Source organism: Coprococcus sp. RTP21204st1_G4_RTP21204_210225 (assembly GCF_040915385.1).
Classification (GTDB): Bacteria; Bacillota; Clostridia; order Lachnospirales; family Lachnospiraceae; genus Allocoprococcus; species Allocoprococcus comes.
In genome coordinates, this window is the sequence record NZ_JBCPDP010000005.1 from 140,313 (window position 1) to 163,719 (window position 23,407).

The following is a 23,407-nucleotide window of genomic DNA, read 5'->3' on the forward strand; positions in this document are numbered from 1 at the left end:
TCAGCCTGGCCCAGGCGAAACGGATTGAAAAACATCTTATTCTCCAAAGTGACGACCATGCGGACCGGCCTTCTCGAACATAGACAAAGTCGGCGCGTAATATATTCGACCCATATGTGGAAACATAACCGCTATCGGTTCTTCGGTTCCAGCGCGGCACAGGACGTAATCACGCCAGCTGTCCGGGTAGGCAGCCTTGATGTAGTCGACAATCCCGTCGATTTTAGGTCTATCCATGTGCCTCACTCCTTCGCCGCCTGAATTCAAAAAAGAAAAGGCAGACAGACAAAAACAGAAGCGAGATGCTGGAGATCTCTAATTTCATCCACATCGGCATAACGAAAACTGCCCTTAAGACACCCAAGTAGATGCTAAACATCGCATCCAACAAATAAACTGCAATAGCCATATCTACCCGATCTGGAAACGATGGTTCAACATGACATCCTTGCTGAGCTCACGTGAGGATTTGACTGTGACCGTATCGCCGGGCTCCGGCATCGTCTCAGACACGAATGCGATCGTATCGAGATATAGCAAAACCGCCCTTTCTCCCGGAGCCGTATAGAACCGAAGCAGGACATCCGCCTTGCGCTCGTCCTCGGAATCGATTGCCAGGATATATGCGGAGACGAGATCGCCGGACGGAGCCTCAATAAAACTGTGAAAAGCCTTGCCAAAGGCACCGAGCCTGCCGGTTCGGGAAGAAAGAAATGCTTTCCTGCAGTCCTCCTCGACATCAAGGAGTTTGCTTTCATTCAGAAACGGCTCCGGAACCGCGGGATGATTGTTTTTAATCTCGCGAATCATATCGATATTGAGCTTGCTCATTTAATCTCCCATCTCAGTGGATGCTGCGGAATCGAAACCAGATGGATCAATCAGGTCCGCGATATCCGTTAGATATCTCTTGGCATAGACCCCCATGACGTCATCGCCGTAAACCGCTTCCATAAGCAGGGAATCCACGGTGTCCGGGGTCGCTATTTTCGCTTTCCCACGAAGCCGGCTTGCAATTTTGCGGCGCAGCTCATCCGTGATTTCCTCACCATTGATCGTGCTGTTTTTCATCCTTGTTTCCCTTTCCTTTAGGCGGTACTATTGTAGCATAGGATTACGAAACGAGACGTATGACGGGGAGAATTTCTGGACGATTTAGCGAAATGCCATCTGTGCGGCGTGCAGGCACGCCTATGATCCGCTCACTTCGTTCGCTCGATTGATTTTCGCAAGCGCTTGCGATGTGCATGAAAGGCAGGCAAAAATGGAACCGTTCGATCTTAACGCGATCGAGGTGAATGTCGAGATTGATCAAAGCGATTCGCCTGTACATATCATCTGGAATGATGGGCGTGTTTTCGACATCGTCAGCTACGGTGCCGTCGTACCGTGTCCCTCGAAAACCGGACCCGAACTTGCGACCGTACGGGATGTTTTCATCGCTGTCGGACATGGAAAAACGACTAGACGCTCTCTCATCTGTGACAACGGGATATGGTCTATCGTGTCGGTCAAAAAATGAAGATGGATATGAGCGCCTTAAAAGTGACTCTCATATCCATCTAATATTCCTCGCTGGGGCGCGGAAAGAGCATGGCTTGATGTTTGTAGCTCGTTTGGTTGTGCCATGCCGTATATATTAGTATAGCATAGTGGTATCACGATACAATCGCCCTGAACTTCTTCCGTTTTGTCAAAAATAAGGCGCCCCGCGTTCCAACGAGGCGCCTTGGTAAATTCAGCTTAAAGCCACGCAGCTAACATTGACTACTCGTTGTCTTCACGAGGCTGAAATGGTTGATGGAACGAGCTAAGCAGCTCGGTAAGATCGATGCCCGTTGCATCCTTGAGACCGCTGGTCACCTGATCGACCATGCCAGTCGTGTCACGTACGAGCTTCGTGGCGTTGCCGTCGCCATACATCTTAATGGAGTCGACAGCTGTCAGCGGCTTTGCGACAGCCTCGGCGACCTCCGGCATGACATCGATGTAGCGATTGGCGAGTAGATAGGCGTTCTCCATACCGTTGTATGCTTCCGTCTGGGCCTTGATGCCGGCGGCGACACCCTCGCCATGTGCCTTTTCAGCGGCGCCGTCAGCCTCACCCTTAAGGCGCGTCGCCTCTGCCTCAGCCTTAGCTTTAGCCGAGACGCCTTCAGCCGTCTTCTGGGCACTGTAGAGATCGGCGTCAGACTTATTCTGGGCCTCGACCTTTGCGGCCTCTGCATTCTTGGTACGTGTGTAGAGCTCGGCATCCGCTTTCTGCTCGGCAGCATAACGGTCAGCCTCAGCCTGTTTACGGACCGTGGCGTCCAGCTCACGCTCCTTCACGGCAACCTGGCGCTCGGCGAGTTCGACCTTCTTGGTCTCAGCCGCGATCTGCGCCTCCTGCTGTGCGACATAGAGTTCACGCTGCTTTTCAGCCGTCACGGTCTGCTTGACCATATCTGCCTCGGCTGCGGCCTTGTCGGCAGTCTTCTTCAGCTCCGCCTTCTTCAAATCAAGCTGGTTCTGGCGCTCGGCAACCTCCTGCTCTGCCCTGATCTGGGCAAGCTCCGCCTCCTTCTTGATCTCAGCTGCCTGGTCGGCACCCATCGAGCGGATAATCCCCTGCGAATCTGAGAAATCCTGGACGTTGAACGTGCGAAGCTCAAGACCGAGATTCGCAAGATCGTCACGCGACCCCTCGAATACCTTATGGTTAAAGGACTCACGGTCACGCATGAGCTCCTTAAGATCCATCTGACCGATAACCTCGCGCATCTTTCCGAGCATCACCTCGGTGACCTGACGGGTCATTTCGGCTTTATCCATATTGAGATAATTCTTCGATGCTATCTCGATCAATTCGGGAGTCTGTCCAATCTGGAAGTTTGCGACGGCGCAAGCATGGATAAGAATCGCATCTTGTGTCGGGATTTCATTCTCCGTCGACAACTGAACCTGCACAGCACCGAGAGCCAACGTGTCCAAACGCTGCAGACCGGGGATAACGAACATGCCCTTTCCTGACACGCTACGCGTCTGCCCGAATCCAGATACGATCATCAGCTTGTCCGGCGGGCACTTCCTCCAACAGGACTCGAACACGACGATCACCATGATCATGATTAGAAGCGGTCCGAGCAGAGGACCAAACAAGTCAAAAAGCATCTCTATTCCTTTCTGTTGATGCTTTGGTGAATGGGGCTATTATACCATAATACCGGAATATGGCGCCGAAAAAAGGTCACCCAAACGGATGACCTTTGCAAACGGTCGCGTTTCGCCATTACCCCTGCAACCGCTACGCACTTGCGCGCAGCGATGCGGTGGATCCCCCGCGCCCCTTTGAACACGCTTTTCTAACCATACGTCCGCAAATGGATTGAAGCGTCTTTGCCTAGACGTATAATGAAAGACTGAACTTAAGGAGCGCGGATGAAGGTAATTAAAGCAGAGGACACGAGGTCGTTAGAGCCTTTCCGCGACCGGATTATTGAGGGCGATTGCCTTGAGGTGATGAAGGACATTCCCGGCGAATCCATAGATATGATTCTTTGCGATCTCCCTTACGGAACCACCCAGAATAAATGGGATTCGATTATCAACCTCGACCTGCTCTTTACCGAGTACCTGCGCATCATCAAGCCGCATGGCGCTATCGTTTTGACAAGCAGTGGGCTTTTTACCGCGAAGCTGATGCTTCACGCCCCTGAGATATATAAATACAAGCTTATTTGGGTTAAATCAAAAGCAACCAACTTCTTGAACGCGAAAAAGCAACCGCTTCGCAAATACGAAGACATATGCGTTTTCTATAAGGCGCAGCCTACTTACAATCCGCAGATGAGCGAAGGTGAAGCCTACGACAAGGGAGTTCGCAAAGATCAGCTCACTGGAAGCTATGGAGATTTTTCCCCGAGGCACGTAAAGAGCGACGGCAGCCGTTATCCAACTGACATCGTCTATTTTAAGACGGCCGAATCCGAGGGTGCCGTATACCACCCTACTCAAAAGCCGGTTGAGCTTGGTCGTTATCTGATCAGGACATACACAAATCCTGGAGACATCGTTCTCGACAACGCTTGCGGAAGCGGATCGTTCTGTGTTGCAGCCGTGCTGGAAGGGCGTTCTTTCATCGACATTGAGAAAAACGAAGATGTTGCTTTGTTTAAGAAGCGGCCCGTTGATTACATCGACGTATGCAATCAGCGCATTAAAGAGGCCAAGCGAACCTTTGAGACAGAACAGCAGGCAATTAGCTAAAACCAGTTATTTTACATACCCATATATAGTAGCATGCGGACTCAAAAACTTCCGGGACTTTCAAAAGCAAGCGGAACGTTGACCTTTTCGTTGTTCTTTCTGCATTACGACTTGATTTACGGTGTTTCAGAAGCGGAGAAAAGAGATTCGTTAAACATATGCTTGGTGAATTACTACTTAGTCTACGGTGCTTCCGAAACTAATGGTGAGGTTAGAACCATTCTTCAAGTGGTGAACTACTGCTTGGATTACGGTACCTCTGAAACTACTCCCGCATCAAGGGTGAGGACGTCATCGGTGAACTACTGCTTGATTTACGGGTACTTCCGAAACCTCCGCGTCGCTACCGCTCCTTGGCGCTCGGGTGAACTACTACTTAGTTTATGGTACCTCCGAAACTGAGCGTCAGCGTGTTGCCCATCGCCGCATGGTGAACTACTACCTGGATTACGGTATCTCCGAAACCTCCGCGTCGTCTACGGCTCCTTGGCATGAGGTGAACTACTGCTTGATTTACGGTGCCTCCGAAACCGACAGGATGGAAGCGTCCAAGGTCTGATTAGTGAACTACCACCTGGATTACCGTGCCTCCGAAACCTATGGACGACGTTCGAGGCCATAGCATCGGGTGAATTACTACTTAGTCTACGGTACCTCCGAAACCCTCGACCCAGCACGATCTTGTGAAGGCCCGGTGAACTACTACTTGGATTACGGTACTTCCGAAACAATTCCATGACGGATCCTTTCGATGGAGCGGGTGAACTACTGCTTGGTTTGCGGTACCTCTGAAACGCGGAGCGTAGCGTAGACACGAAATGAGAAGGTGAACTACTACTTGATTTACGGTATCTCCGAAACAAAGATTAGCACTCAGGCGTCCACACCGACGGTGAACTACTGCTTAATTTACGGTACCTCCGAAACGTATCGAAGCGTACATATCTGTGTCGACAAGGTGAACTACTACCTGGATTACCGTACCTCCGAAACGGATGGGTCGTGCGCTCGGAAAGCGGGGCTGGTGAACTACTACCTGGATTACCGTACCTCCGAAACCGAGCAGTAGTTTTGTGCCCATTAAATTAGGTCTTAACTAATTACAAATAAAAGAAAATCCTGTTCTCAACAGGAAAAATGGTGAATATCACTATGCAAATCAAGCTGAATAAAATCTCTCAAATACCAGCCGAGATTTTCAAAAAAACTCGGCAAAAATCACCGTTTTGAGCCTATTTTCTGGGAGATTTTTAAAAATCTCCTGATGCGCTGTGCACATTTCTCCGTGCTTTTAATGCGCATGAAGCCAATCAATTTTATCTTTTCAAAGAGCATGTACATAGTATCAGAGTATCAAAGTACTTCAAGACACCAATTTGAACAGTATTTCAACTTTGTCAAACAGCTGACACTCCCCGTAGTTGAAACCAGGGGTTTTACGAAGGTTTTGATAATCAGTCAGGAAAACACCGTGAGCATCAAGAAGAATCGTGTCGTATCCATCGAGGCGGAGTTTTGCCGGTTGTTCAGATGTCTGATTCTGCACAACCATGTCCCCCGCCTCGTACCTCATCTTCCGCGCATGCTCGATATACGCCGTTTTACCAAATCTTCGTTTTCACCTCATAAAGACCGGCCGGCGTAGTATCAATAAAACAAGCCTTTGACTTCGGATCATTCAGCACCTTGTTAAAGGTGAACACCAGGCTTCCGCCAAACGTGTTGCCGCCGAGAATCTTGGTGTCCGACATATTCCGAAGTCCGCTTGCCTGTTCCATCACCTGAATTTCAGCCTCTGCAATCTTGTACACGATAGCTGGGAATTCGGATTCACTCGTTGCTGCAAGGATGTCCTTCGGATGCTTCAACGAACCAAGCTTCAGCTGAACCGTCAGTTTCGGGTAATTGACTGGAAGTTTCTCGAGGAGCAGATCCCAGAATCCAACCAAAGACTCTGCGGCCTTCTCAAAATCAATCCTTGCGGATGCTCCGGCATTTCCTGCCGCTACAATCGTCTCAACTCCCTTCAGCAGGTACATCTCATCAATCGCCAATGGCATCTGGCGCACCGGATACACCTGCTTCTCACCGGCAATCCGGAAGCGCTCGCCATAAAGCTCGATCATCGTGTTCTTAAGAACACGGGCACGAACGATGCGAACGAATTTCTCTTTTGCCGTTTTCGCCAAACCGCGGGCATACATCTCAAGCATAGCGTTGTAAGTATCCGGATCAGATTTCGATGCGATCGCAGCCGGTACCGCACCGAAACGAAGCTGTTTCACCTTTTTCTTCATCACTTCATAGACAAAGAAATTGGCAAACGTCTGAGAGCTGTACCCACCATAAATTTCTGCCGGACGGTCTGACTTCGTGGCAATCAGTTTCGACTTCTCCCTTGGAGAGTAAATCGTCTGTTTCCAAAATGCGCCGCCGTCTTCAAAGGCGGCATATGTGACACGAAGGTTCTTCCATCCACATGCACGATAGATGCGCTCCACCTCTTCATCCTTGTTCCAGTAAACCTCACCTGTGTCCTTGTCGACACGGTCAAAGAAGAAACCGCCGGCAAAGAAATCAAGTTGTGACTTCGGAGCCTTCTTGTTCTCCTCATCAACCAGCTTGATCTTGCGCATGTACTGCTCATACTTAACGCGATTATGGACGAACGCTGGTTTCGCAAGTTCCATATAGCGCCCGACCTCGGCTGCAAGCAGAGCGTCGTGTGCGTGATAGAACTGGTTCGCTTTAAGGCTTTTCGGAATTCCGATCCGGCTTCGTACGGCACCGATAACCCCAGCCTTAACGGGAATGACAACCGTTCCCGGATACTTTGCCGCAACCGCAGCCGTAAACAGTTTTGCCTCCCAGCTGTTTTCCGTGAATTGCCTTCCGATGATCGATTTCAGCATGCCTTCGGAAATCTCAGTACGGATCAGCACGTTGAGCTTTCGCTCGGACATAAGCCCGGCGTTACGAAGCATCCTCCAAAATGGCAGCATCTTCCGCTGCACCGCTGGAGACACAAGCAGCGTTTCACTCTTATAACGACTGGCCTCTGCATAAACAAGCACCTTGTTGTCCAGTGACTCGTCTTTACGGTAAGCAAGCGGTACAACATGGTCGACATAGTAATCATTCGATACAATTCGAGTGATGTCGATCGGCTTTCCCGTATAAAGGCATTTTCCTGCCTGATGGAAATATAGGTAGATGCGCTCGTTAATCTCCTTCTCATCGAACATGCCAAGCTCACGAAGCAGCTTTGCCGCACCAAGGTCCGCCGCTGCATCCGCATCCAATGCCTTGAGTGCCAGCTTGATCTTATCGGAGCGCTTGGCGGTTCGCTTACCCTTTCGGCTATTCGAGGCGGTTCGCGTCACCTTCAGATAAATGCGATCCGGAGCCTTACCGGCAACAGAAACGATGTCATCCAACACCTTCATCGCCTGACTCACGCCGCGACGAAGTGCCGGCGAGCCGGGAAGGGCGTTCAGATCAAAACCTTCTGCCATCTGCATATGCGAATCGTTAAGCCTCTTGATTTCCATTTTGAAACCAAGAGCATCGTCATTCAGAATCTGCATCAGGTTCATAGATGAACCACGATAGCGACCATAAGGCCTGCCCTGCTCAAGGACATCCATGACGCACAGATCGCCAGAAGCCGTATCTGCCCAGATGCCGGTCAGCAGCCTCTCAGACAGCTTTCCCCAACCGGAAAGACGCTTATGGCAGAAATCGTCAACCGCCTTTTCCGTGAGCAGGTCACCATAGGTTTTCAGGATCTTTCGGCGCAGGATATCGCGATCCTCAAACACTGTATTCCACAGAACCAGGTCCTCCGCCATGCTCATGTCGGAAGCACTGAGCGCTTTCACGTCGAAGAGCCTGCAGAAATATGCATAATTGGACCGCTTGGAAGACATGGCTTTCGGATTCGACGTACCACGAACATGAGGATGTGCGATAAAGAAGTCTCGCTGCAGCACGGACTCGATGCGTTTCACCGTCATCGTCTTTCCATCCGAAGCGGCATCATAGATAGCCTTCCGCATTCCAGCATCGAATGGCATCCAGGAATCTCCATCCTCCGTAAAGCTGAGGCTCGCAAGCTCATTAAAGAAACAATATTTCTCATACAATAGAGAATTCTTCGCCAAAACATCCTCGCCGTCGAGATAGGAGCACTCTCCCGTCATGCGGCGGATGAAAAGCTCGGCTGTCGTGTCGATATCAATATGATCCTCATAATTCCAGGGAGACACAAATGCGTCCTCATGACCAGCAAGACGTTTCACCCATGCAAAACGCGTGCCGTTTTCGCCGGCTTTACCATGGTCCGTACTGTCAAGAGGACCGACATAATAGGGAATTCGAGAAGTCAGAACCTTCAGAATATGCTCGCGAGCATCAATGAGCCAAGGATAGAAACGCCCCTGGTTGTCGATGATTCGATTTACAACCTCGACGTGCAACTGATAGGGAATCGCAGCATTGTCGACCGTATGAATACGGCGCAGGAAAGCATGATTTGCAAATGCCTCCATCATCGTCTTGTATTGCGGATCGTTCACGGCATCGGTATCTTTGAACAGGAGCTCTACACGCTTGGCAAACTCCTCATAACCGAGAACATTCAGGTTGTAGGCGGTATAGCCCATGTTTTTTTTCGGGCTATCCTGCTTCTTCACCTGAACCTTGTCGTAGCGGTACCTGTCCTCACACTTCGGACCGCCAAAGAACCGAACGTAATCTTTAAATCCGTCCTCGTCAACATTACCGTTTGCATCCTGCTTCGCGACATACTTGAGTGCAAGATCTTTAAGCATGCGAAGCTGCTTCCCATACACGTCATGCTGGGCAACCTGATTGTGCGAAAGGCTTTTGCCAGGTGCATAAGAAAGCATTCCCTGAAGCTTCCAGGAAGTGTAGAGCGCCTGCGCTGCCATCAGAACAGGAACGAGGGAATCCGGACAGGAATCCGCCAAGAACTCCTCCAACGCATCGCCATCGGAAATCGATACTTTAGGAAGTTTCTCAGCATCGGGAACAAGCACCGTCAGATCTGCCTTATAGCCGGCGACAAGATCTGCAATGGCTTTAATTTGAGCCTTCTCCGTTTTCTTCTGAATATCATCACCCGACACGCACATGGCAGATGCGAATTGCTTCTGCAGCTCACGCGCCGTTACATTTCCATTGATGTCAAGAGCTTCCAGTGACAGCTCGATTCGCTCGTCAAGGGTGTCCTCAAAATAGGACACAAGAACTTCCGCGTAGTTTGCAACCTGCGTATCGATATCAGAGTTCGTAGACGAAACATTTTGGTTTTCGAGCAGAAAATGACCGCGCCGGACAACATGATTCGCAACGGCCTCGAAAATCAGACGTGGATCCATTGCACTATCTGCTTCCATAAGGGCGACGTCCAGATGGGCAAGCGTCGGGAACGAATGGAACAGACGACTATAGCTGAATCCGATCGGGTCGCTCTCGAACCGAATTTTTCCAAGCTTGTAGGACATCCGGCGTCGGATAAAGAAATCCGGATCAATAGAGGAAATCACCGGTGCGAAAACGCGCTCCATCTCATGTTCACGTCCACGACGGCGCTGGATTCCACGGCGGGAAGTTCGCGGCATACGCGCCTCAGCTGCATGCTGACCTTCCTTGAAAACACGGGTTCCCATAACCGGTTGCTTTCCATGGTACAAAACATTCCCGTTCGGATCCGTTGCAACGAATCCATGTGCCGTCGAACTTAACTCGAACCCGATGGAATAAGGCCCACTCATCTGCTTCAACTTTTTCATAGCGTATTTCCTTTCCTGCTCATAGGCGGTATGCTGGCTTTTCTTTTGTAGTGCCATTATACCACAGTACTAAAATATTCCAGTTGTGATTTATGATTCTCTATCGCTCCAAAAATTGCTTCCAAAAATTTTTTCAGAAACTTTCAATTCCCGCTTCCCATGCTCTCCTGCTGTGCTATATTGGTCGTGGTGAATTACCGCTTGGTTTACGGTATGTGTAAGTCGAAATACGGCTTCAAAGCCACAAACTGCCCTTTGGGGCGCCCCGTATGGGGCATTTTTTTTGGCGATTTTTACTGAAGAAGAATGGGTTCTCATAGAAAAGGGGTTGCTGGAATATTTCCAGCAACCCCTTTATAGAACATTTTGATTCAAACTGTCATATTTGAATACCAAGGCTTTTCGCAAGCGCTTGCGAATCACCCTGTCGAGACCAATATCCTCGAATAGCTTTCGGAACGCCAAAATCCAAGCGTTCAGCACCAAAGTAATGCTTTCGGCATACATATCACCTTACCTACAACGGTCTTCTTCCGGAATAATCTTGTTCAGCGTATTTTCAAATACTTTGGATCCTCTTTTTACTGCTTCTGCCTTCTCGCTAAGTGGAAGACCTTTCTTGTGAATCATCTTAACGGAATCAAGAAGCATCGGTATTTTGGTTGTTACTTGGATCTCGTTGAATTTCTCTTCCATCGCTTTGCAAAGCGCATGCTCATCCACGATAGGAATCCGTAGCAATTCCCTTACTTTCTCTGTAATATAGTGGTTCAGCGCTCCAAGCCGATCCTGTGGAAGCGGATATGTTGGATGATTCTGGAACTCAAAGCCGATCATCCTGTGCAAAAGCTCATGCTGCTCCGTTCCCATAACAATTCCAGCCATATCATCAAAGGCGATATTCGCTGTTGCAGGTAGGTAATATCGATTTGAACGATCAAGGAAATCCGCATAGTCTGTCTCATCATCTTGCGCAAACAAGGACAGATTGTGGTCAAACAACGGGGCTAATCCCAACAGCCGTCCTGTTCTGTTTTCCCGTAAGATACCAAAATTTCCGCCGTGACGATCCCGATTGCAGATCAAGGCATCAAAAACAACCATTGTCCTGTATTTCGATGCCATCTTTGGATCAAGTTCATTTAAGATTGATAACGCTGCCGGGAAACTCGCATCACCAGCAGCAACGAAAAATGGAACAAAAGAAATTTCTTTGTCATTCATAAGTCCGCAGACAGACGCAAGTTTCCCTTTCCACATCTCTAAATCGTAGGAAACGTGATCTATTCCCATCCGTTTTGCGACTTGTGCTGCAAAGTATTCAGAATAAGGTTCTTTGCCGAGATTTCTGGCACCGCTTGTACCTGTTTTGAACAACAGCAGCCTATCGTTAATCCGTCGAACTGCTTTCGGAAATTGCCCTCCCAGTGTCCACTCACTTGAAACGCCCGCTTTATGCTTTTGTGAGGGCGTGTACCCGGTATAAGCTACAAGTCCCAATACTTCATCAAAGCGATTGTCGAATAAATTGATTTCATCAAAGGTAACATCTGATTTCCCATCATCAAGCCAATACGAATCGTTGATGGAAAGACCTTTGGATACATCAAGAATTCCAAGGATATCATTCCTTGTCAATCCTGCCGTACTAAGAATCTGCTCTACAAATGCCCTGTTTTTCGGAATGGTTCTACCTTCCATCCAACTCGCAAGGCTTTTTTCATCTTGATCTACAATTAAATTCAATGGAAGCAAATGCGCATTTGCCGAATCGATATCCGTAATCTCCAGTTTCAAACTACCGAATGCGTCATAGGCAGCTTCGAATCTCATGAGGCTCTGATCATAGATCTTCAGCTCATAGCTTTTAGTCTCTCTCGTCATGCTGCTCCTCCCTTTTCTTTTCAATATCTACTATTATAGCATAATACTATCGTCCTATGCAGCTTATAATTTACCAAAACGGTTGTAAAACCATTGGTTTTAGCAATGGTAAGGACCAATCCGCTAAAATGAACTCAGTGAACTGTAATATCCAAAAGAAAGGAAAGTACCATGCCAAAGAGTATCGAAGACATCGATCGCCAAATCGCCGCCCTGAAGGAACAGAAAAAACGGCAGCAAGCGCAAATCGCCCAGAAAAAGCGTGAAGGTCTTCGCTCCTGTAAAGAGCTTATCGGTGAAGAGGTTGTCAATGCGTTCGATAACTGGACCAGTATCGACCTTGATCTTTTTGCCATGTATATTTCCGAGCATGCAGACGAAATCGTAACCTCCTGCTCGACTTCTGAAACGGATCTGGATGATGCTTTGAAGCGCAACAAACAGTTCGCCAAGAAGCATAAGAAGACGCGTAAGAAGACGAACGATCGAGACGAACCCGAGTCGGATAGCGATTCGTCTGAACAGGACGATACACAGGTTGATTCCTATGCGGTGCCCTACGGCGCCTATTGATCCGCTCCCCTGCTCGCTGACTGACAGAATCTAAAAGGAAAACGCAATGAATCCCAATTTCAACCGACGCCAATTCATCGGTCTCGCCGTCTGCGTTGCCGTTAATACCGCACTTACCGGATGCAAGAAAAAAGAACCCGAGTGGACCGCGGCGAAAGACGATAAACTCAAACCCCTGGCCTTTGAAATCTCAGAGGGCAAGGCGACTCCCCTTTCCGGATCCGGCTGGAAACGATGCGACGATTACATTCATCTCCAGCTTTCCGGCAGCTCCATCCCGGATCGCAAGATTGCGAAAGTGAAACAAAAAAAGGGAACGCTCATCGTCTATGTCGATAATGGCAACAGTGAAGTTCAGTCGATGAATCTCGTACTTACCCAATATAAGATCACTGGCGGGGATATTTCCCAGATCGTCAATCTCGTCCTCGACGAGAATGGAAATAGGACTGAAGTTTTCAATGCAGACAGCATCGGCAGTCTGGATCGCTGATCTAAACCGACAATATATAGACATGAAAAAGGGGAGATCCACGTCTCCCCTTTTTCGTTTGCTTCACAAGTTCAGGTCGATATCGAAGCAATAACGATTATAAACGCTTTTGCTATTTCGTAAAGAACTCATAGCAGAAGGACAAAATAATCGCGGAAGCAACGGCGACTGCAATCCAGATCGCGATGTTCACCATCACTTCCGGCTTTGTGATACGCATGAAACGCTTCGCTCTCGCATTGGCAGCCTGTTCAAGCTTTTCGATTGACTTGGCGCTTTTCTTCGCGACCTCATCGATCGCTTTCGTCCCCGCCTGCACGGTTTCCTCAACAGCTTGCGTTGCGCCGTCAGTCACAGCTTTCGTCACGGTCTCAGCATACTTGTCACCCTGCTCGAAACTGGCGACCATTTTACTGAGACTGTTTTGAGCGCGACGCGTGGCGCTCGCCTCTCGCTTCATATCGCTTTGGATTGATTTCATCTCGTCGAGAATCAAATCCGTACGTTGTTTGAAATCTGTTGCAGTAGAAGACAGTGAGTCCTTAACCTCCTTCCGGAACGCATCGTTCTCGGCTTTCTGATCTTCAATGAACTTTTCCATGAATCCGATAAGCTCACCGTAAGATTCCGGAGTGTCTTTATCACTTAGAAACGGGGTCTGACTTTTTGGAATAACTGCCTGCTCCTGTTGATCGCTCTCGTCGGGGTCGATCTCTTCCTCGAACGCCGAACCACCCTCCTCCTCTTCCATCTCGTGATCCATATCCTCATCGGTCTTCACGTTTTCAAACATATCGTCTTCAACAGATGAATTCTCGTCGATGTCCAGCATGCCCTGTCCTTCCTGATTCTTAATGGATTTCCTCGCACCGCCAATTGGTTTCGACATAAGCATCTACCTCCTGTTCCAATTTAACATTTTATTTAGTGCTCGACATTCCTATCGCTCTGTTCGCGAGTGCGACCGCTTTCGATAACCGGATGCTGAACAGAGTGCGTTCCCGCCTGGCCGGCAGCTCGAACATTGTCCTCACCATAGTCGGGCACGGCACTGGCATAACGGTTGCGAATCTCTTTTGCGTAACCGCGACGCGCAAGCAGCTCATCGCGTACAGCAGGATCTTCGAGCAGGTCTTCGTCACACTTCGGGGCAACGAATTTAGGGAATGCGTTATAGGACACACCCTTGCTCGCCTTTGCCTGCTCAACCCACGCCGAGTAAGCTTTCTTAAGTCGTTGGATATAAACATCTCGACGCTGTTCGTATGTCATCGGTTTCTCGCTTTCCGTAGTTCCTGTTTCAAAAACCGTCTGCAGTGATTTCAACGCGAAGCGCCCGTCAAGACGAGTCAAATTGAAGGTACATTTTGGATTACCGGCCTCTTTGATATCGAGATCTGTCGCATAGACTCGATTGTTCTTGATGAAAATATCTACACCCCATGAGGCAAGTAATTTTTTGAACTGCTCCATATTCTTCGGATGACCTTCGTTGATTGCAAGATGGATCAACTCGCGCAGATTGTTTTTATAACTGTACTCTCCCCGATCGACAATCTCCTTTTCGATATCGCGCGGCTGTCGATCTCGAATCTTTGAATTTTTCTTACCCTTTTCAAGTTGAGTAAGATTCCAGGCCTCGTCCATTTCACGAACCCATGAAGCGCGTTTATGTTTCGCCTGCGCTCCCGTTCCCTCCCAAAGACGTTTACCCGTTAGAAGATCCGTGCGGTTGATCGCCATATGGACCGCGAACCGTTTTCCCTCCTTATCGCTTTCCTCATGCAACGCTAGAATCACTTGTTGATGCGGATAGTGCTTCGCAAGCCATTGCTCCGCGTAGGCCATACATGCATCGGGGGTCATCTTGCCTCCGTTGCAGCTGCACTCCTCGGGCAGAAACGCAAGAACCTGATGATACATAATCGTGTTCTTCGCGCCGGCTCGTGCCGGTTTATCATGACCAAAAGATTTTCGCGTCCGCGCCATTTTTGCGTACCAATATTTGTTATATGGAAGGTTCCAGCCGCCACGTGCAAGCGCATCTTTTCCGTTGATGTATTTACGGACGTTTTTCGCGTGCCGCGACGAGCTGACTGCTTTCTGTTTAATGACTGTCAATCTCTTCTGCCATCTCCTTTCGATTTTAAGCAGTAGTTATAACTGAACGTTCTCAGATATATAAAATCATTCCTTTCTTTTTTCAGAAGCCATTTTTAAAATTGCGAAACTGATCTAGCTGCGTTCCGTCTTAAAGATTTCTGTTGTCTGGTTCATCTGCCAGATAGTCGTGGGGAACATAGTCAACGTGATAACGCTTTTCAAGTTCCTCGATAAACCGGTCGACCTTTCGGGCGTTTTGGTAAACCTTTTCAAGCGTTCGGAAAACAGCTTTCTCATTGTACGCGGGAAGCCCTTGGGCGTTCACGAAGTACATAAGCTGATTGAGGTTCGTTCCTTCCTTCAATAACTCGTGATGAAGCTTTTCAACTTCAGCGATATCGAAATTGAATGATTCGATCTTTCCGTAAATTGCGCTGCGGCGAACCAGTTCGCTTACAGAGATGCCGAGCGCCGCTGCACGTTGCTCAATTGCCTTTTTTTCTGGAGCAGTGAGCATTACACGAAGATAAGAGTTTCTTTTTTCAGCAAGTAACTCGCCACATTCATCAACTTCGCGTGCGCTTTGTGCTTTCCTAAAGTCAGATTGCTGTCGATGGAGAGCCTTCTTTTTTCTATCAGAAACCTGCATATCGTCACCGAGATCTTCAAGTGAGATTTCACGATGAATCAACACGGATCGGATCAGCTCGGCTTCCGTACAACCGGCTTCATCGCATAAAGCGCGAAAGATTTTCTTTTCAGTTGGAGTGAGTGTTGCTTCAACCTTTTCAGTTCTTTTCATTTATTCCTTTCTATCGGAGAGGCCTCCGATATAAATTAAGCAATCTTTACTGAACCAGCGTCAGTTTTATGATGCCGGGTTTTGTCTTTTTTAGAAAGTGCGAAACCAACGCGCAAAAAGCGTGCTGCAGTTCGTACTTTCGCCTTTTCTCCGTGACAGGAGAAAAGCAAGATTCGTAGATGATAATAACACGGGCTATGCCCGTAGTTATTATCATCTACGTACATCTTGCAATCTCCGGAACGGTGATTGGGCGAAACGCAGTGTAGACGTGGAATGAGAGGCCTCATTCCAAGCGAGAGGCCTCGCGGCGTCGTAACTGCGTGAAGACCGTGAGCGAAAGCGAACTTTTAACGCGAGGGATGCCGAGTATTTGAAGTACCGCGCAGCGGGCTCCGGGCAAGGCCTGGAGCGAATCGGTGAGAGGCCTCACCGATCGCGGAAGGTTTTGGCCGGAGCATCCGGCACCGCCGGATCTTTTCGTGATGGCTTCTGCTGAGATAGACAGCTTTCGACATTTCAATGACGCGAAGAGTCTTTAGTGAGACTCGTAGCGTTGTTGGACTGTCGAAAGGTGGCGCGATTTGAGTAGCGATACGATCAACGAATAGATTTTCACACGCCGCCTGCGGCGTCGATTTATCGCGCCCGTTGGGCGCTATGATATTGAATTCATCACATTTTGAATTGCAAGATGTCTTTAAGTATGTTTTGGAAACTTTTCAACACAGTTTCCGGTTTTCGATAATTTCAATGGCGCGGAGAATCCGAAGGGAGTAATTCGTAGCGCTGTTGAATTTGTCGAAAACCGGCCGCTCCGTTTTTGTCATCAAAGCAAGCAAATCAAAAAACGAATTCGGATTCGCGATCTTCTACTGAATCCCTTTTCAAGACTCGCCATACTTTACGGCACTATTGATAAAGGTATTTCTTAGATAGTAAGCAACTAAAACATAAAGTGAAATCAGCTATTACCAAGAAATCGTTTTGATCGTCATATTGGAAAATCTCGATTAAAAAGGGCTCCTCATTCGAGAAGCCCTAAACAGTTTTGATGTCCGATGCACTTGGACCCAGGCATCAATTTTAAATCTAACGGCATACCCTAACTAAGATATTCAAGCAAAGCTTCCGCCTGACGAATACCAAGTCCGCCAAGACGACGATTGCCTGGGATGTCCACGTCGTGCATAATCTTATCCGCCTTCGCGCCACCAATGCCGGGAATGGCCTGAAGGAATTCCTTAACCTTCATTTTACTGACGAGCGGATCGTCCTTACGAGTCTTAAGAATAGAAGCCGGATCAGTTTTGCCGGACTTAATGTTCTCCTTAAGCTCTTTACGCGCTTTGCGTACCTGCGCTGCCTTCTCAAGCGCCTTTGCACGCTGCTCAGGTGTGACATTCGGAAGTGCCATGATATCTCCTTCTTTCAAACTGTTTTTAATTCTTTTGCAAACCAAGATCGATTACATACGGCGCAACTCGAAATCCGCCGCTCTTGCTCGGATCCTTTGATTCCTCGTTGTGCTTGAAGAGAATGCAAATATGATTCTTCAGATCACGTCCCCAGAGCTGCATAACATCCTTACCACGTCGACCGTCAGTACGCTCGCTTCGAATCGTCTCATCCGAATCTTCGCCAAGTTGACGGAACGTGATGACATAGCGCTTTGAAGACTCTTCAAGTACGACGCTAAGCACTTTGACGGTAATCTTAATAGAAGACTGCACGAGCATCGCAAGGGATTTCTCGCCTTTGGCGCGAGAAATCTTTAAAACCTCGGATGCAAGCTCGCACTCGCTGACCTTCTTTCCTGAAAGCATAAGCGAAAGATACGCAAGCTCGACATTGCGCCTCTTTTCGTTTTCCTCCATTAGTTCATCCTTTCTGTTATTGGATTTCGCAAGCGCTTGCGAAAATTAAACCTGATGATCGCTGAGACAGCTCAAAATAAATAAAGAACTCTTCCAAATAGTTCCTGCTTTAATTTTTGCAAGAAGCCCCAACATAAATAGACTGAATTCGGAAGTCATTACATCACTTTCTGATTCAGGAAAACGCCAGACATGGATCGTTGCGTCCGGTTCAATCGACCAGTCTTTCAAAACATCTTGAAAGATAACGCCTCCGCGCTGCACGGTCAGATCGATTTCATGTTTTGTGACATGAAGCAATTCAAGATTGTCCGCACCATAAGTTATTCCGCTGTTGAAATAAATTTCAAACTTTGGATCATAAAGCTCGAACCCGCCATCGCTTATGTTGCAAAGGAAATCGATAACAGTTTCTGGATCAAGCACTGTATCAGACTTCATTCCGATGCGAATCGTATCCAGAATGTAGTCCTCAATCTCTTGATTTCTAGCTCGCGTCAAAGGACGTTCAAACGGCGATGCGCAATACGGGCAGAAATTCGGATTCGATGCAGATGGACTATTACTCTGACAATCCGCATCGGTTCCGAATTCCGTTATCCGATACGACCTACCGCAAATGGAACAAGTAATCAATCCACAGTTATTATTTTGTGCCAAATTGTAGGCGCTTAGCTTTTGCACCCTTCATCCACTCCCCTCTTTTTTCAACAGAATCGTCAGGACATCTTCTTCCTACCCGACTTCTAAATCTCCTTGCCGCAATCCGGGCAGAACTGCGCACCGACAGGAAGAATAGCGCCGCAATGCGGGCAAGGAGCAAGATCCTCCCAATTCTTCATGTCCCTATAAAGAGCAACCAGCACAACGTTATTCATACTTTCGTTCGTCTCCATGCAGTGACGCTTCAAGAGACGATGAATATTCGCAGGCAGGCGAAGGTTGTAGCCGATCACGTCTGCATTCTTGTCGTATTTCGCACGACGAGGGTTATCTCCCTTTGCGAGAGAGTAGATCGCCGGCACAGAGGTGCTGCACGCATCGGCAACAGACTCGGCGGCAACCTCCTTGCGGATATCATCAGCCATGTCGAATGCGTCGGAAGTTTTCTTGCTCTTAGCCATTCTAGTAATCCTCTCCTTCAAGATACTCATTTACAAAGTCAGTAAAGTCCGCAACCGCGTTGCAGTTCGGATCGTAATCGAAAATCGAAACGTTAGCAGACTGCGCTTTATTTACAGCCTCGCACTTTCGAATAATCGTGTGGAACATCTTTGTGTTAGCGGCACGTGCGATCGATGGAAGCTCATTAACCACACCGCGCGAAAGACTCGTGCGGCCATCAAACATGTTAACGACAATACCGGCAATGCGGAGATTCGGATTCAGACGTTTGTTGCGGCGAACCGAGTTGACGCATTTCTGGATATTGGTAAATCCTTTTAGGGATGAACGGTTCGGGATTACCGGAACGATCAGCTCATCCGCGGCAACCATCGCATTGCGCGTCACCAATCCAAGTGACGGCGGACAATCAATGATTGCGTAATCATAGTCATCATCGATACCCTCCATTGCATCGGCAAGCATCGTAAGGCGCGTATCCAGTTTCGCCATATCGCTTTCGGCATTCGAAACAAGGACATCGCCGGGAATAATATCGCCACCGTCGAAATGTTTGATTCCGTCTTTCGCCGTGTAATCGAACGAGGTGAGAAGATCGTAAACCGTCACTTCATCCGTCGTGTCAATTTTTGCCTGTTGCGTTGCGTTCATCTGCTGATCAAGATCAACGAGCAGCGTGCGCTTGCCCTTACGATGCAGCCCCTCTGCAATCGCCATGGACAGTGCGGTCTTGCCGACACCTCCCTTGTGATTACAAATCGCAATCGTCTTCATTTTCCTCTCCCAACTTTCCTTTCCCATCAAGATCAAAATTTGATTTCGTTGCATCCTTTTTCATCTCTGAAAGCAGATCGCCATCATGTGCCGCCTTGCACAAAGCTTCACAAAATACCATTAAAAGCGTTCCGAGAATCATCGAGGTGATAACAAGAACGCCCGTTTCGAAATGAACGAGACTATGTAGCACAAGGCCAATCAACACCATTCCCGGAATACCTAGAGCGATCCAAATCAGATCTTCTTTCAGCTGGTTCACAGGTTGATCCCTCCTTCCACAATACGATAATACCAACATGCGTATACTATGATGACAACATAGTACTTGTATTCACAAAACAATCCTATTGCCCAATCATTCAGCAATAAACCTGTCTAATTAACTTGAAGTTGGTATAATCGATGTGATGAGAGGGTGGCGGCGCTTTCCTTTTTGTTCTTGCGTCGGTTGCAAGTTTTTCCTTTCGCCACCCTCTCTCCTTTATCTATTACGCGTTATTTACACGCAATGCAAAGGATTAGAACGGGATATCCTCATCGTAGACGTCCATCACTGCGGGAACATCCGGAACAACAGGCGTCTGCTGAGTCTGTGCCGCCGGCCTGTTAGCGGAAGCATTCTGAGACTGGTTCCCCTGGCTCATGAAGTCGATTGTATCTACGACGACGGTAAGGCGAGAGCGCTTCTGACCGTCCTTCGTCTCCCACTGGTTAAAGCGAAGCTTGCCGTCAATGCTGACCTTCATACCCTTTCGAACGATACGGCCCACGGCCTCGGCACGCGTGCCGAACATGGTGCACTCGACGAAGTTCGGATAGTCCTCCCACTGGTTGGTCTCGCGATTGAGTCGGCGATCGTTGACGGCAATACCGAAAGAGAGAACCTGCGTCCCCTTCGGAGTCATGCGAAGCTCCGGATCGCGCGTAAGATGACCGGAAATGTTGACGCGGTTGATAGACATGTTCGAGGTCCTTTCTCCTCTTGGTTATTGACTGATACTAAGATACCACAACACCCCAGTACTATGCGTGAGAATGACGAACTTTTTAAAGAAAAATAGGTGGAAAGAGCTGTTTATACTCCTTCCACCTATTTTCAGTTGACATAATGCGTCGTCATTCTGCTATTTCATTTTCCGCCGAGAACGAACCTGCCTATCTGCCTTTCCTCTCTACCTTCTCCGTCTACCGAACATCAAAGTCATGATTTATCTCATTTAGACTGACTCTTCTGCTCACAGTCTCTCTCTTCTCCTCGAGCGACATCTGATGGGACCGATCTTCCCTCTGCACTGCACTCTCCCATGTCTTACATGTCTCCCGACGCAAAAAACCGATCAGCGGTTTCAGATCGCCCGTCATGTCGAAACCGTCCAGCGCCGCATAATAATCTTTCCGGTCTTCATCAAAGATTACGATCGGCGGATGGTTGTGCAACAGCAGATAGTAATTCATCATCGCCCTGCCAGTCCTGCCGTTCCCATCTGCAAAAGCATGAACGCCCTCAAACCTCGCGTGCCAAAATGCAGCTGCCACCAGCGGATTTTTATCTCCAAACTCGGAAACCTCATCAAGATCCTGTTGAAGGTCGTTCTCGATCTCATCTACAGGAGCGGCAACATCGTGCATGCCGACTCCCCATAAATCGTTTTTCTTGAATTTCCCCGGTCTTTCCCCAAGTTCCCAACGCCGCTCGTCGTAAGTGCCTTTTGTCAGTTCAAACTGCATCTCCCGAATGGAATCGAGCGTGATAGGTTTACGCTCGTCGAACCATCGGTACATCAGCTCACTTGCGTCTTTCAGATTTTTAATCTCGTAAAGCGTCCGCAGGTCTCCTGTGTAACCGCATACACGGCCATTCTTAAAAATCTCGTGCGTATCATGGTAAGTGATTTCTCTATTCTCGATTTTCCCTGAGTTGTAAGAGAATAATATTGCAAAATTTTCCAGGTGCGCTGCCAACTCAAGCGACGTAGCGATACTGTAACTGCGCCACAATTCCATAGTGCGCTCGTATTGTCTATCTGAACTCATAAAGTCCTGCCTCTTCTTTTCAATTCGATATTTAGGGAATTCTCCCTTTTTATATTATACCATAATACTAACATATTGCATCATGTAATCTACGAAGCGCTATCAAGTCGTCCTGCGAGTCGACTTGCAGGACGTATGGCGATGCGCTTTTCATGCGGTGCCCTACGGCACCTATTGATCCGCTCCCCGTGGTCGCTGATAGATTTCCTAGACAGTGCTTCTTTTCAAACAGACAGTCAGATTGTCGCTATAGACCGGCTTGAATCCCGATTCCTCCAAATCTTGAATACCGACATCATTGATGCCGTAATTCAGTACAGCGTAATCCATTCCATAGTCATCGCAAATGGCCGATAGGCTTCCAGAAGAAAGCGCCTTTCCTGCCTCGGCAAGTACATTCTTCTGCCCGTTCTGCCCATTGAACACCTCAATTCTGGTATCAAGATACGGCTTGAACCCGTTTAGCTCCGCTCGGCATCCGGGGTCAATGTCCGTCAAGACTGCCGTTCCCGATACGGCGCCATCCTCTCTCATTGCCTGAAACGCTCTTTCAATCGAGATGGACTTTTGATCGGTCGCAGACAGCGTGCTATAAAACAGAACCGCTCCAAACTCAAGTGCAACCACAGAGATTGAAAATAAGACTATCCTGCTTAACATCTTCGAGCTCACCTTGCACTTTGGCTCAAGCTTCCAGCACCACGTGCTGTAGACGATCATCAATATGCCAAGCAGCAAAAGTTCGTTTCGCCATGTCATCAGGGATAGAAAGAGCAGTCCTGAGATCATCATCGTTTCGAACGAAAATACCGTTTTTTTAAATCCCAAGCACTTGGCATGGAAGATCACCGGCACGACCGAGATGACAATGAGTATCACTGCTTCAACCGGAACGATGGAGAACATCGGTTTCAGTTCCGGCACGGCAACCGTGGCGATATCTGACGTGCCTATTGTCTTAAACGGAAGCGACAGCACGTCTAATCCGTATGGATTCAGCATTGCGGAAGCGATCGTAAGTAAGATCGTCACAGCCAATGCGGCCCGCGCATTCGGATCCAGCTTACTATCTAATAAAGCGGCAAGCGGCAACATGATCGCACAGGGCCAAAGCGCACCGTGCAGATTGGCTATACAAATCCCTAGGAATGGAAAACCAAACAGAAATCTAATATCGCGGCTTTTAATGTATTTCTCCATCAACTCCCAGGAAACAGCCAGGCACAGGATATCGAGCGCACGCGGTGTCGACCGAAGGCTATAAACGATTACCGCTCCGAATACGCATGAAACAGCACAGTGAAGAATGCGGTTTCCAGCTTTTGGAAAAGTTTGGTACCAAATGAAGAGAACCGCCACCATGTCCAACAGCGCAAAAAACAGCCGAACCGACATCTCTCCAAAAGTGTCGTAGAGAACTGCAACTAATATGCAGATAGGATATTGCTGGCAGATATAGGTCAATTCCGAATGGATCGATAACGGATCGGTTGTCGGCAGATGACCGTTGGCTATAATCCAACGGCCGGCGGCAACCATATACTGCGCATCGGTTATGAACAACTCTCCTTGTAGGGAGCGAATGCTCAAAGTCACCAGCAAGACCGTCAATAGGACACAGAAAGAGAAATATCGAGCAGGTATATATTGAGGCTTAATGTTGAGACTAAACACA

At 48.3% G+C, this 23,407-nt stretch carries 23 protein-coding genes; 3 read left to right on the plus strand and 20 right to left on the minus strand.

Annotated elements, in window-relative coordinates; all coding sequences use genetic code 11:
• Window positions 1-36: 36 nt before the first annotated feature.
• From AB5213_RS06485 to AB5213_RS06505, 5 genes are all read right to left on the minus strand, one after another.
• Entirely contained in the window at window positions 37-237 is a 201-nt protein-coding gene (locus AB5213_RS06485) for a hypothetical protein (RefSeq protein ID WP_118199899.1), read from the minus strand.
• Between the two features lie 174 nt (window positions 238-411).
• Window positions 412-831: a hypothetical protein gene (locus AB5213_RS06490; RefSeq protein WP_368276511.1), complete on the minus strand. Its 420-nt coding sequence runs from the start codon at window positions 829-831 to the stop codon at window positions 412-414.
• Entirely contained in the window at window positions 832-1,071 is a 240-nt protein-coding gene (locus tag AB5213_RS06495) for a hypothetical protein (RefSeq protein ID WP_215634396.1), read from the minus strand.
• Between the two features lie 43 nt (window positions 1,072-1,114).
• Window positions 1,115-1,453 carry a hypothetical protein gene (locus tag AB5213_RS06500; RefSeq protein WP_368276512.1) on the minus strand — a complete coding sequence of 113 codons (339 nt, stop codon included), beginning with the start codon at window positions 1,451-1,453 and terminating at the stop codon, window positions 1,115-1,117.
• Between the two features lie 314 nt (window positions 1,454-1,767).
• Window positions 1,768-3,153, minus strand: a complete 1,386-nt coding sequence (locus tag AB5213_RS06505) for a flotillin family protein (RefSeq protein ID WP_368276513.1) — start codon at window positions 3,151-3,153, stop codon at window positions 1,768-1,770.
• Between the two features lie 267 nt (window positions 3,154-3,420).
• Here AB5213_RS06505 and AB5213_RS06510 point away from each other — a divergent pair, with 267 nt between their 5' ends.
• Window positions 3,421-4,248, plus strand: coding sequence for a site-specific DNA-methyltransferase (locus AB5213_RS06510; RefSeq protein ID WP_368276514.1), 828 nt, complete (start codon window positions 3,421-3,423; stop codon window positions 4,246-4,248).
• 1,363 nt (window positions 4,249-5,611) lie between these two features.
• Here AB5213_RS06510 and AB5213_RS06515 read toward each other — a convergent pair.
• The 3 genes from AB5213_RS06515 to AB5213_RS06525 all read right to left on the minus strand — a co-directional run bounded on the left by AB5213_RS06515 (window position 5,612) and on the right by AB5213_RS06525 (window position 11,948).
• Complete coding sequence (locus tag AB5213_RS06515; RefSeq protein ID WP_008370732.1) at window positions 5,612-5,821, minus strand: hypothetical protein; 210 nt, start codon at window positions 5,819-5,821, stop codon at window positions 5,612-5,614.
• A gap of 28 nt (window positions 5,822-5,849) precedes the next feature.
• The gene (gene cas9 / locus AB5213_RS06520) at window positions 5,850-10,064 is read right to left on the minus strand and encodes a type II CRISPR RNA-guided endonuclease Cas9 (protein WP_368276515.1); all 4,215 of its coding nucleotides are present in this window, start codon (window positions 10,062-10,064) and stop codon (window positions 5,850-5,852) included.
• A gap of 513 nt (window positions 10,065-10,577) precedes the next feature.
• On the minus strand, window positions 10,578-11,948 hold the full coding sequence (locus tag AB5213_RS06525) for a HipA domain-containing protein (protein ID WP_368276516.1): 1,371 nt from the start codon (window positions 11,946-11,948) through the stop codon (window positions 10,578-10,580).
• 171 nt (window positions 11,949-12,119) lie between these two features.
• Between AB5213_RS06525 and AB5213_RS06530 the strand changes: the two genes are divergently transcribed.
• Complete coding sequence (locus tag AB5213_RS06530; protein WP_118199927.1) at window positions 12,120-12,521, plus strand: hypothetical protein; 402 nt, start codon at window positions 12,120-12,122, stop codon at window positions 12,519-12,521.
• A 46-nt stretch (window positions 12,522-12,567) separates the two neighbouring features.
• Window positions 12,568-13,014, plus strand: coding sequence for a hypothetical protein (locus AB5213_RS06535; RefSeq protein ID WP_368276517.1), 447 nt, complete (start codon window positions 12,568-12,570; stop codon window positions 13,012-13,014).
• A gap of 112 nt (window positions 13,015-13,126) precedes the next feature.
• Here the strand turns inward: AB5213_RS06535 and AB5213_RS06540 are convergent, their stop codons facing one another.
• The 12 genes from AB5213_RS06540 to AB5213_RS06595 form a co-directional block, all read right to left on the minus strand.
• The gene (locus tag AB5213_RS06540; protein WP_302748652.1) at window positions 13,127-13,903 is read right to left on the minus strand and encodes a hypothetical protein; all 777 of its coding nucleotides are present in this window, start codon (window positions 13,901-13,903) and stop codon (window positions 13,127-13,129) included.
• 35 nt (window positions 13,904-13,938) lie between these two features.
• Complete coding sequence (locus AB5213_RS06545) at window positions 13,939-15,135, minus strand: relaxase/mobilization nuclease domain-containing protein (RefSeq protein WP_227119991.1); 1,197 nt, start codon at window positions 15,133-15,135, stop codon at window positions 13,939-13,941.
• Window positions 15,136-15,265: 130 nt separating this feature from the next.
• On the minus strand, window positions 15,266-15,919 hold the full coding sequence (locus AB5213_RS06550) for a hypothetical protein (RefSeq protein ID WP_227119992.1): 654 nt from the start codon (window positions 15,917-15,919) through the stop codon (window positions 15,266-15,268).
• Window positions 15,920-17,024: 1,105 nt separating this feature from the next.
• Window positions 17,025-17,336, minus strand: a complete 312-nt coding sequence (gene mihF / locus AB5213_RS06555) for an integration host factor, actinobacterial type (RefSeq protein WP_227119993.1) — start codon at window positions 17,334-17,336, stop codon at window positions 17,025-17,027.
• A gap of 25 nt (window positions 17,337-17,361) precedes the next feature.
• Window positions 17,362-17,796, minus strand: a complete 435-nt coding sequence (locus tag AB5213_RS06560; RefSeq protein ID WP_195501578.1) for a hypothetical protein — start codon at window positions 17,794-17,796, stop codon at window positions 17,362-17,364.
• A gap of 45 nt (window positions 17,797-17,841) precedes the next feature.
• Complete coding sequence (locus tag AB5213_RS06565) at window positions 17,842-18,456, minus strand: hypothetical protein (protein ID WP_368276518.1); 615 nt, start codon at window positions 18,454-18,456, stop codon at window positions 17,842-17,844.
• An 86-nt stretch (window positions 18,457-18,542) separates the two neighbouring features.
• A complete protein-coding gene (locus AB5213_RS06570) occupies window positions 18,543-18,920 on the minus strand; it encodes a zinc ribbon domain-containing protein (protein ID WP_044998682.1) in 378 nt (125 codons plus the stop codon).
• A 1-nt stretch (window position 18,921) separates the two neighbouring features.
• On the minus strand, window positions 18,922-19,695 hold the full coding sequence (locus AB5213_RS06575) for a ParA family protein (protein ID WP_158571914.1): 774 nt from the start codon (window positions 19,693-19,695) through the stop codon (window positions 18,922-18,924).
• Window positions 19,673-19,957 (minus strand): hypothetical protein, encoded by a 285-nt coding sequence (locus tag AB5213_RS06580; RefSeq protein WP_368276519.1) that lies wholly within the window; start codon window positions 19,955-19,957, stop codon window positions 19,673-19,675. The genes AB5213_RS06575 and AB5213_RS06580 overlap by 23 nt, the downstream gene beginning before the upstream one ends.
• A gap of 259 nt (window positions 19,958-20,216) precedes the next feature.
• Complete coding sequence (locus AB5213_RS06585) at window positions 20,217-20,660, minus strand: single-stranded DNA-binding protein (protein WP_008370749.1); 444 nt, start codon at window positions 20,658-20,660, stop codon at window positions 20,217-20,219.
• Window positions 20,661-20,883: 223 nt separating this feature from the next.
• Window positions 20,884-21,732, minus strand: coding sequence for a Fic family protein (locus AB5213_RS06590; RefSeq protein WP_368276520.1), 849 nt, complete (start codon window positions 21,730-21,732; stop codon window positions 20,884-20,886).
• Between the two features lie 207 nt (window positions 21,733-21,939).
• Entirely contained in the window at window positions 21,940-23,406 is a 1,467-nt protein-coding gene (locus AB5213_RS06595) for a hypothetical protein (RefSeq protein ID WP_368276521.1), read from the minus strand.
• Window position 23,407: the final 1 nt, after the last annotated feature.